General features: G+C 29.1%; 9 protein-coding genes. 7 read left to right on the top strand and 2 right to left on the bottom strand.

The genetic code is table 11. The features are described from left to right. The first annotated feature begins 2 nt into the window (after window positions 1-2). The 6 genes from BWR22_RS10480 to BWR22_RS10455 are packed head-to-tail and all read left to right on the top strand — an operon-like array spanning window position 3 to window position 6968. Window positions 3-998, top strand: coding sequence for a glycosyltransferase family 2 protein (locus BWR22_RS10480; RefSeq protein ID WP_076733625.1), 996 nt, complete (start codon window positions 3-5; stop codon window positions 996-998). After that, the gene (locus BWR22_RS10475; RefSeq protein ID WP_076733624.1) at window positions 995-2113 is read left to right on the top strand and encodes a glycosyltransferase family 4 protein; all 1119 of its coding nucleotides are present in this window, start codon (window positions 995-997) and stop codon (window positions 2111-2113) included. Before BWR22_RS10480 ends, BWR22_RS10475 begins: the two co-directional genes overlap by 4 nt. Then, window positions 2114-3187: a glycosyltransferase family 4 protein gene (locus tag BWR22_RS10470; RefSeq protein ID WP_076733623.1), complete on the top strand. Its 1074-nt coding sequence runs from the start codon at window positions 2114-2116 to the stop codon at window positions 3185-3187. Between the two features lie 56 nt (window positions 3188-3243). Further along, a complete protein-coding gene (locus BWR22_RS10465; protein ID WP_076734415.1) occupies window positions 3244-4551 on the top strand; it encodes an O-antigen ligase family protein in 1308 nt (435 codons plus the stop codon). After that, window positions 4505-5515 carry a glycosyltransferase family 4 protein gene (locus tag BWR22_RS10460; RefSeq protein ID WP_076733622.1) on the top strand — a complete coding sequence of 337 codons (1011 nt, stop codon included), beginning with the start codon at window positions 4505-4507 and terminating at the stop codon, window positions 5513-5515. Before BWR22_RS10465 ends, BWR22_RS10460 begins: the two co-directional genes overlap by 47 nt. Window positions 5516-5573: 58 nt before the next feature. Further along, window positions 5574-6968 carry a sugar transferase gene (locus tag BWR22_RS10455; RefSeq protein ID WP_076733621.1) on the top strand — a complete coding sequence of 465 codons (1395 nt, stop codon included), beginning with the start codon at window positions 5574-5576 and terminating at the stop codon, window positions 6966-6968. A gap of 27 nt (window positions 6969-6995) precedes the next feature. Here the strand turns inward: BWR22_RS10455 and BWR22_RS10450 are convergent, their stop codons facing one another. Next, window positions 6996-8168, bottom strand: a complete 1173-nt coding sequence (locus tag BWR22_RS10450; protein ID WP_076733620.1) for a lipoprotein N-acyltransferase Lnb domain-containing protein — start codon at window positions 8166-8168, stop codon at window positions 6996-6998. Window positions 8169-8178: 10 nt separating this feature from the next. Further along, window positions 8179-9243 (bottom strand): putative type IX sorting system protein PorV2, encoded by a 1065-nt coding sequence (locus tag BWR22_RS10445; RefSeq protein ID WP_076733619.1) that lies wholly within the window; start codon window positions 9241-9243, stop codon window positions 8179-8181. 179 nt (window positions 9244-9422) lie between these two features. Between BWR22_RS10445 and BWR22_RS10440 the strand changes: the two genes are divergently transcribed. After that, a complete protein-coding gene (locus BWR22_RS10440) occupies window positions 9423-10169 on the top strand; it encodes a CDP-alcohol phosphatidyltransferase family protein (protein ID WP_076733618.1) in 747 nt (248 codons plus the stop codon). The last annotated feature ends 4 nt before the right edge of the window (window positions 10170-10173 follow it).

Raw genomic sequence — 10173 nt, 5'->3', positions numbered from 1 at the left:
AAATGAAGTTCGCTCTAATCATCTGTACCTACATGCGGCCACAACCACTTTTAAAGTTGTTGCAATCGGTTAGAGCGCAAACAATGTATCCTAACAGTATTCTAATTATTGATGGTTCAACGGATATTAAAACTGAAACTATTTTAAATAAAAATAATTTTGAAAATCTAAGTTATTATAAGGTAGATGAAAGTAATCGTGGACTTACAAAGCAACGTAATTATGGTATAAATCTGGTTGAAGACGATACAGAAATCATCTGTTTTTTAGATGATGATATCATATTAACTCCAAATTATTTTGAAGCCTTAATAGGTACTTACAAAACAAAACCTAACGCGTTAGCAGTTGGAGGTTATATAACCAATGAGATAGTATGGCAAAAGCAAAACACTACAAATAATGCCAATTATTTTTATTATGATGGTTGGCAACGTAAAGAGCCATTACGTTTTAAAATTAGGCGTTTATTTGGTGTTTTACCAGATGTTCCACCTGGTTTTATGCCCACATTTTCTAACGGACGATCGGTAAGTTTTTTACCACCTTCAGGAAAAATATATCCTGTAGAGCAAATAATGGGAGGCGTTTCATCTTACAAAAAAGACGTGTTTAATCACTTATCATTTTCAACCTATTTTGAAGGTTATGGTTTGTATGAAGATGCTGACTTTTCTTTACGTTTAGCAAAAACTGGAAAACTATATATAAATACAGCTGCACAGTTAGCGCATTATCACGATGCATCTGGAAGACCAAATAAATTTAATTACGGAAAAATGGTGATTAGAAACGGTTGGTATGTATGGCGTGTAAAATATCCAAATCCAAATTTAAAAGCACGGTTTAAATGGCATGTAACCGCTATCTTGCTCATTAAATTAAGATTTCTCAACGTTATTACCACATCAAAAAGAAAAGAAGCGTTTACCGAAAGTTTAGGACGAATAGTAGGTTGGTGGTCATTAATTTTTAATGCTCCTAAAATACAAAGATGAATTTTTTAATTATTTCTCATGCTATACATAAAACTAAAAACCAACAGGTTTTTAGTTATGCACCTTACGTTCGTGAAATGAACGTATGGTTAAAGTATGTGGATAATACAACAGTTATAGCTCCAAAAACTGATGGTATTATTAATGCTATAGAAATGCCTTATGAACATAAAAATTTAAAATTAGAGAGTGTTCCAGGTATTCAATTTACTAGTGTAAAACATATTTTTTTATCGCTTTTAAATTTACCATTACTCTTTTTTAAATTGTTTAGAGCCTGTCAGAAAGCAGATTATATACATTTACGATGTCCTGGAAATATGGGTTTGTTAGGATGTGTTGTACAAATATTTTTTCCGAAGAAAGCAAAAACCGCAAAATATGCTGGTAATTGGGATCCTGAAGCTACACAACCATTAAGTTACAGATTTCAAAAATGGATTTTAAGTAATACGACTTTAACCAGAAATATGCAGGTTTTAGTATATGGCGATTGGGAGAACCAAACTAAAAACATAAAACCTTTTTTTACAGCAACCTATAAAGCTTCAGAAATTGAAACTATCTCAACACGAGATTATAGTAAAAAACTAAAATTTGTGTTTATTGGAAGTTTGGTGATTGGTAAACGTCCGCTATTAGCCATTCAAATTATAGAACATTTAAAACAAAAAGGCTATAATGTGAGTTTAGATTTGTTTGGTGACGGTAATTTAAAAGATAAATTGTCTCAATATGTTTCTACAAATAAATTACATAATATTATTACCATCCACGGCAATCAAAGTAAAGATGTGGTAAAAGCAGCTTTAAAAACAGCACATTTTTCAATATTACCTTCTAAATCTGAAGGCTGGCCAAAAGCCATTGCAGAAGCTATGTTTTTTGGATGTGTTCCTGTGGTAACTAAAATTTCCTGCGTACCTTTCATGTTAGATTATGGTAGAAGAGGTATTTTAATTACAGCAGAATTAGAAGCAGCAATACAAGAAATAGAAATTGTGCTAGAAGATGAAGCGCGACTAAAATTAATGTCTGAAAATGCTTTAAAATGGTCTCAGCATTATACTTTAGATAAGTTTGAAAAGGAAATAGCAAAACTATTACAACATTAAATGAGGGTTTTACAATTAATAGATTCTTTACATCCAGGAGGCGCAGAGCGTGTGGCAGTTAATATTGCCAATGCTTTAGTTTCTAAAATTGAAGCTTCTTACCTATGTGCCACAAGGGAAGAAGGATTGTTAAAGGAGAGTATTAATCCTCAAGTTAATTATCTTTTTTTAAATAAAACAAAAACTATTGACGCCAAAGCAATTAAAACACTAAGTGCTTTTGTTAAACAGAATAAAATTGATTTAATTCACGCACATTCCACTTCTTTTTTTTTAGCTACAGTTACAAAAATACTCAACAATAAAGTCAAGATTGTATGGCATGACCATTATGGGCAAAGTGAATTTTTAGAAGCACGTTCTTTTAAAATGCTTAAAATATGTTCTCGTTATTTTTCACAAATTTATAGTGTTAATGAAACTTTAGAAAATTGGGCAAAACATAAATTAAACTGTAAAAAAGTAAGCTATATTTCTAATTTTGCTGTTGATATTGAATTTGATAAGATTACGAGATTAAATGGATTAGCTGGAAAGCGGATTATACATTTAGCAAACTTGCGAGAACAGAAAGATCACTTTACTTTATTTACTGCTTTTGCAGAAGTAGTAAAAAAGTATCCAGAATGGACTTTACATTGTGTAGGTAAGGATTTTAATGATGATTATTCCAAAGCTATCCAAAAAAGTGTTAAACAATTACAATTAGGAAAAAGTGTATTTATTTATGGCAGTAAAATAGATGTTTCTAATATCTTAAGCCAATGTGAAATCGCGGTTTTGTCATCACAATCTGAAGGCTTGCCAATGGCGCTTTTAGAGTATGGTTTAGCCGCTTTACCTACTATTGCTACGCAAGTCGGCAATTGTAATTTGGTCATTAAAAATGAAACTTTGGGTCAATTAATTAAACCGAAAATGCCCAATATATTAGCGAACGCATTAATGTATTATATTGAGAACTCAGAAAAATCTAAAATAATTGGTGAACAATTAAAAAAACATGTGGAAGCTCATTTTTCGTCTCATGCTATTTCCAAACTATTAATTAATGATTATAATACTATTTTATAAGGTTAGTGCAATTTTTTAAAGACATAAAAGGAATAGGGTTACACGTTATTATTGCTATGGCAGTATTTGCAGTGCCATTATTATCTAATATTTATTTAGTAGGAATTTTTATTTATTTTTTCTTCAGAATAATAAAATCTACAACCAAAGAAAGAACTTTAGAAATATTATTAGCTTGTGCTTACATTGTTGGAGCTGAGGTTTTTATTAGAATGACAGGTGGTAGTATTCTTTACGAAGCTTCAAAATATATGATTATGTTTTTTAGTTTGGTGGGTATTGTAACGACTCGATTATCTCAAAAAAGCTTTGTGTATGTACTTTATATTCTGCTTCTAATTCCTGGTATTTTTGTTACTGGCTTTAATCAAACAGCAGATACTGTTATTAGAAAAGCGATTGCATTTAATTTAAGTGGACCGTTTTGTCTGGGTATTGTAGCTATTTTTTGCTATCAAAAAGTGATAACATATGTTAGTTTTCAAAAACTACTTTTTTACATAGCTTTACCATTAATTTCTACAACTGTTTATCTTTTTCTTTACAATCCAAGTGTAAGAGAAGTAATAAGCGGAACAGGTTCTAATTTCGACACTTCTGGTGGTTTTGGACCTAATCAAGTTGCAACTGTTTTGGGTATTGGTATGTTTATTTTTACAGTTCGTTTTTTTTCTAAATCGCCATATAAATTTTCTAAAATTATAAATATAATTTTACTTGCAGTTATTTCATTTCGTGCTATTGTAACTTTTAGTAGAGGTGGCGTTATAGTTGCAATTTTTATGATATTAGCTTTTATAGTGCTCTATTTTAAAAAATCAACAGGAAAAAATAAAAAGCGTGTTGTGTTTTTAACGACTTTATTTGTTTTTTTAGGACTGTCGATTTGGACAATTTCATCCTTACAAACTAACGGAATTATTGAAAATAGATATAATAATGAAGATGCCTTAGGAAGAGAAAAAGAAGATTTTTCTACTGGCCGAAGTGATTTAATGGCTTTCGAGTTAAATGCTTTTTTAGAAAATCCGTTTTTTGGCATTGGCGTAGGAAAATCTAAAGAATTACGTTTTGAGAAAACAGGTGTAAAAGCAGCTTCCCATAACGAAATGAGTCGTATTTTATCAGAACACGGTTTATTTGGGCTATTTGCTTTTAGTATTTTATTTCTAACACCGTTAATACTTAGAATAAGAAATAAATCTAATATCTTTTTTTATTCTTTTTTCCTATTTTGGTTTTTAACTATTAATCATTCGTCCATGCGTATTGCAGCACCAGCTTTTATTTATGGCTTGTGTTTACTATCTATAAATTATGAAAAACCTCCTATACATAGGAAACAAGCTATCTCAAAAAGGTAAAACAGCTACAACTATAGATACGCTTAGCCAAGCTTTTATTGCTGAAGGTTATGCCGTTAAAACAGCTTCTAGTAAAACAAATAAAATTATACGTTTGTTGGATATGTTGTTAGCTATTGTAAAAAATAGAAAATGGGCAAATTATGTTTTAATAGATACTTATAGTACTCAAAATTTCTATTATGCATATTTATGTAGTCAATTATGTCGTTTCTTTAATTTAAAATATCTTCCAATTTTACACGGTGGAAATTTACCAAACCGTTTAAAAAACAATCCAAAATTAAGCAAAGCCATATTTAATAAAGCATACTTAAATATAGCGCCCTCAGCGTATATACAGTCTAATTTTAAAGATTTTGGCTATAATAACATTGTTATTATTCCAAATGCTATAGCTATTGAAAACTATGCATTTAAGCATAGAAAGATAGAAGAAATTAAATTACTTTGGGTACGTTCTTTTTCAGAAATATATAACCCAAAATTAGCTGTTGATATTTTAAAAGCGTTACAAGATAAAGGAGAAATAGCAAGTTTAACAATGGTTGGTCCAGATAATGATGGCAGTTTACAAAATACTCAAGTTTATGCAAAATCCTTAAATGTTGAGGTTAATTTTACAGGTAAATTATCTAAGCGTTCATGGATAAAATTATCTCAAGACTATAATATTTTTATAAATACAACAAATTTCGATAATATGCCAGTAAGTATTATTGAAGCTATGGCTTTGGGCTTGCCTGTAATATCTACTAATGTTGGAGGATTACCTTTTTTAATAAAAAACGGAGAAACAGGTGTTTTAGTGAAACCAAATAATGTTGAGGCATTTGTTTTAGAAATTTTAAACTTTAAAGAAAATTATGAAGCTGTTAAAGTTATAACAAAACAAGCTAGAAATAAAGTTGAAACGTTTAGTTGGACTATGGTAAAAGAAAAATGGAAGTCAATTCTTGTTTAAACATTGCAATACTCATATTACTTAGTATATTTACATAAAAAATTATACCAGTTAATCCATGACTTCAAAGTCTAATATTCATTTTGAAATATCAGAACGTAAAATATTATTAAGGATTCTCGATGTTTTTTTTATAGGATTAGCATTATATATTTTTAGTTTTTTTTCAGGATTCGATTATATAAAAATTGACGAAACACATTGGCGATGGTTAGTGGTTTTAGTAATTTATATTATGGGATTCGGGACAATTTTCGAGTTATACGATTTAAAAAAATCAAGTAAAATAGAAACTGTTTCTAGTGCTATAGTTTTAACTACTTCCATAACAGTTTTAGTATATCTTTTAACACCTTATTATACACCAACATTACCAGAAAATAGAATTCAAATTCTTTATTTCTACTTGGCAATTTTATTTCCACTTTTAATTTGGAGATTAGCTTATATTACATTTATTGCATCTCCCAGATTTTATAAACGTGCTTTGCTAGTAGCCGAAGTGTCTAATGTAGAGGCTATTATTGCTTCGTTTAATGCTGCGGATCCTAATTATCAAATAATAGGCTTTATTAATTGCGAAGCAGAAAATGAAAACTCGGTAAAATTTAAAGGGTTAACACAGTATTCTCCTAACGAGATTCATAAAATTATTATAGATAAAAACATATCAGAAGTAGTAGTAGCGAGTTCTAATTCAGAACGTATTACTCCTTCAATTTATGTAGATTTAGCAACGCTTTTAGAACGCGGTTATCCTATTAGAGAATATACTCAAGTTTATGAGGATATGTCTTACAGAGTTCCTGTAAGTTTTATAGGTAAAGATTTTTACAAATATTTTCCATTTAGTAGAAACAATAAAAACAAACTTTATTTAGCCTATAGGCGCGTTTTTGATATAATTTTATCTGTTATAGGCATTTTTTGTACACTATTATTTTTACCTTTTATTGCTATAGGCAATGCTATAGGAAATCGTGGTCCTTTATTATATTCTCAAGAACGTATTGGTAAAAATGGAAAAATATTTAAAATATTTAAATTTAGAAGTATGGTTAAAAATGCCGAAGCTGATGGAGCAGTTTGGGCAACAAAAAACGATGCAAGAGTTACTTCTTTTGGTCGTTTTTTAAGAAGAACACGATTAGACGAGCTACCACAACTTATAAATATTTTAAAAGGAGAAATGAGCATTATTGGACCAAGACCAGAACGTCCAATTTTTGTAAATGAACTAGCTTTGGTTATTCCTTTTTATCACACTAGGCATATTGTAAAACCAGGTTTAACTGGTTGGGCGCAAGTATTAGCACGGTATGGGTCAAGTATAGACGACAGTCAAGTTAAATTAGAATACGACTTATATTATATTAAGCACAGAAGTTTTCTTCTAGACTTTAATATTATTATTAAAACGTTAAGCACTATTGTTTTCTTTAGAGGTCAGTAGTTAAATATAAAAATGTTTTAATTACAATTATCGTGCACTTTTCTTGGTAAAAAACCAAATTAAAAAAACATATCTAATACATAAAGCAATAAGTATTGGAATTAATGCATAAGCGTATACTTGAACACCAATAAACCAATGCAGCGTCATTAAGCATAACATAATTACTAGTAGTTTTAAATAGCTAATAAACCATTGTTTTGGTCGCTTTTTAAAAATTTGAAATATTGCAATTAAACTAATAGGGCATGCCCAAAGTAAATTATAATTTTGCGCTGTAGCAGTGTGGTCTGTGGCAAACCAAAGTAGAAGCAACAATAAGCCTACAATTCCAGTAACAGTAAAAATAATAGTGTCTAACCATTTAGAACGTTTGTTATTTTTCTTGTTTTTGTACGTTATAAAAAGGATAAATAAACTGATTAATGATAGAATAAAAATTGGGCTTGTAAAAAAAGAACCTTTTGCAAAGTATCCTTTTTGAGCATATATAATGTGTGATGATTTTACTATAGGTGTTTTAGAGTCTTTAAAAGTGGCAACCTCAAAAAATTGAAAAATGTTTTCTGGTAAAAACATATATTCTCTTGGAGTTGCAATTCTATCTATTACAGAGCCTAATGCAATATCAATACCAAAACTTCCCCAAGAATTCCAATATAAATTATTTTGAATAAGCTCTCTAAATGTTTCTTTTTTATAAACCTTAGGTGTGTTATATTTTATATTACCGTTTAATATATTTTCAGAAACATCTCGCATTTTTGTAGCGCAATTATCATAGAAAAAATCGTAAAGATATGGTCTGTTTTCAGGTTTATAGTTATCTGCTAAATAACTTAAAAGATTTTCTTTTTGTTGTTGGTTTAAGTTAAGAATTTGTTCTTTTATAGTTCTATTTTGTTGTTTGTAAAAAGAGAGAACATCTTTTGTATTAGCAGCTCCCATTAAATATTTTAATTTTCCTTTTGCAAAATTGGTATAAAAATTAGGGTCGTTAAAGTTGTAGCGACCATAGTCATAAACAATATCTTGAAAATCGTTTTTAACCCTAAATCCATTATGTCCAAAACTATCATTTAATAAGTTTCCAGGTCCAATGGTAATAATACTAATTTCGGTATTTTCTGTTAATTGAGGTATTTGAGAAAACGATAAAAAGAAAGAAAGTAGAAGAGAGGTAAATAAAAATTGCTTCATAAAATAAATTTTATCTAAAAGCGCTAAAGTCTAACTTTAGAGAAAAAACATTAGAATATAATGCTACACTTTGGTCTCCAATATCTGTAAAAGCGTAATCTACGTGTATGCCTTTATATTTAAAACCAACTCCAAAACTAGGCTGAAAACTTAAACTTTCAGAATTATCAATTTGTAATTCGTTTTGAAAATTTCCAACACCTGTTCTTAAAAAAATCATGTCTACATATCCAAATTCAAAACCTAATGCAGGATTTATGCTGGCAAAAGAAGTAGAAATAATATCGTTATTTTGTTCAAAACGAACATTTAAATCTAATGCTGTTTTAAAGCTATAATCGTAGTGAAATAGATAGCTTTTAGAAACTCCTATTTGTAATTTAGGTATAGTAATTTCAGAAGATTCTGGTAATTCTTGATTTTGTCCTTCAATAGCATTTTGTATCCTAGCAAAAGACTCTTCATCATAACTCCAAGAGTTAAATGTTGTAGTTATATCTCGAGCCATAATACCAAATTTCCAATTATTTTCTGTTTGAAATTGTATTCCGGCATCAAATCCAAATCCCCAAGAATTAGCAAAATCACCAATAACACGACGAATTACTTTTGCATTAATTCCGTAATTTAAACCTTGAACAGGTAATTTTCTCGCATAAGAAAAAGTAAAACCATAATCTGCGGTAGAAAATAAACTAATACGGTCGTAATTTACATTACCTTGATCGTCTATAAGTTGTGTGGTGTCTAAAATATCGTCTACAGCAAACCTAATTAGCGAGATTCCAATTGTACTTCTATCATCAATTGGCATTGCAAATGCAGCGTAATCATAATTTGCAATGTTAGCAAAATAACTAGAATGCATTAATGCTAATTGGTTATCTTCGACATTAATTAAACCTGAAGGATTCCAATATCCAGCATTAACATCGCTTGTAGTTGAGGATACAGCATTACTCATTCCTAAAGCTGCCGCATCTACACCAATGTTCATAAACTCATTAGAATATTTGGTCTGAGCAAATAGTGATAGCGACACTATGGTTAGCACAAGTGTTAGTTTTAATTTCAATTGCAATTTTTTTACAAAGATGGTAATAATTTTTCTTTTTACTTAATACCAAAATTTATTTTGTTTCTGGTATGTATTAAACTTTAAATCAACTACTATATTGTATTAAGTTATTTTTAAAATTTAAATGATGTGGTTTTAAATAAAATACTTTGTTATTTTTACAAAAAAACTAACCAATGCAAATAAAAAAGTTTATACCTAATTTTATAACACTTCTAAACTTGTTATGCGGAAGTATTGCAGTTTTATTTGCTGTAAATAACCTTTTTGTTACCGCAGCTCTTTTTGTTTTTTTAGGTATATTTTTCGATTTTTTTGATGGACTTCTAGCACGAAAGCTTAATGTGCAAAGTGATTTAGGTTTACAATTAGACTCTCTTGCAGATATGGTTACAAGTGGTTTGGTTCCTGGAATTATACTTTATAAGCTTATAGCAATAGCTGTAGATGCTCCTGCAATGGCAGCTTCTAACGAGTGGTCTTTACATTGGTCTGGTTTTTCTATGTCTTTTATACCTATTATAGGTTTATTTGTAACATTAGCATCTGCTTATAGATTAGGAAAGTTTAATTTAGATGAAGAGCAACAAACTTATTTTAAAGGCTTACCAACTCCAGCAAACGCATTATTAATACTGTCTTTACCATTAATATTAGAGTTTCAAAATAGTGATGTAATAAATAACATAATATTAAATAAATGGTTTTTAATTTCTTTAGCTTTTTTAAGTTGTTATTTATTAAATTCTAGTATTAAGCTTTTTGCACTTAAGTTTAAAGATTATAGTTTTAAAAATAATGCATTACGTTATATTTTTATTATTATAAGTTTAGTATTATTAATTGTACTTCAATTTGTTGCAATTCCAGTAATTATAATACTATACATAATCTTATCTATTTTTTCTCAAAACACAATTTAATTTT

The organism is Lacinutrix venerupis (genome assembly GCF_001971745.1).
Lineage (GTDB): Bacteria > Bacteroidota > Bacteroidia > Flavobacteriales > Flavobacteriaceae > Lacinutrix > Lacinutrix venerupis.
This window is presented reverse-complemented; position numbering and strand designations above follow the sequence as displayed.

Coding starts and splice junctions, on each gene's coding strand:
- BWR22_RS10480 (WP_076733625.1), top strand. CDS start 3: ATGAAGTTCGCTCTAATCATCTGTACCTACATGCGGCCACAACCACTT.
- BWR22_RS10475 (WP_076733624.1), top strand. CDS start 995: ATGAATTTTTTAATTATTTCTCATGCTATACATAAAACTAAAAACCAA.
- BWR22_RS10470 (WP_076733623.1), top strand. CDS start 2,114: ATGAGGGTTTTACAATTAATAGATTCTTTACATCCAGGAGGCGCAGAG.
- BWR22_RS10465 (WP_076734415.1), top strand. CDS start 3,244: ATGGCAGTATTTGCAGTGCCATTATTATCTAATATTTATTTAGTAGGA.
- BWR22_RS10460 (WP_076733622.1), top strand. CDS start 4,505: ATGAAAAACCTCCTATACATAGGAAACAAGCTATCTCAAAAAGGTAAA.
- BWR22_RS10455 (WP_076733621.1), top strand. CDS start 5,574: ATGACTTCAAAGTCTAATATTCATTTTGAAATATCAGAACGTAAAATA.
- BWR22_RS10450 (WP_076733620.1), bottom strand. CDS start 8,168: ATGAAGCAATTTTTATTTACCTCTCTTCTACTTTCTTTCTTTTTATCG.
- BWR22_RS10440 (WP_076733618.1), top strand. CDS start 9,423: ATGCAAATAAAAAAGTTTATACCTAATTTTATAACACTTCTAAACTTG.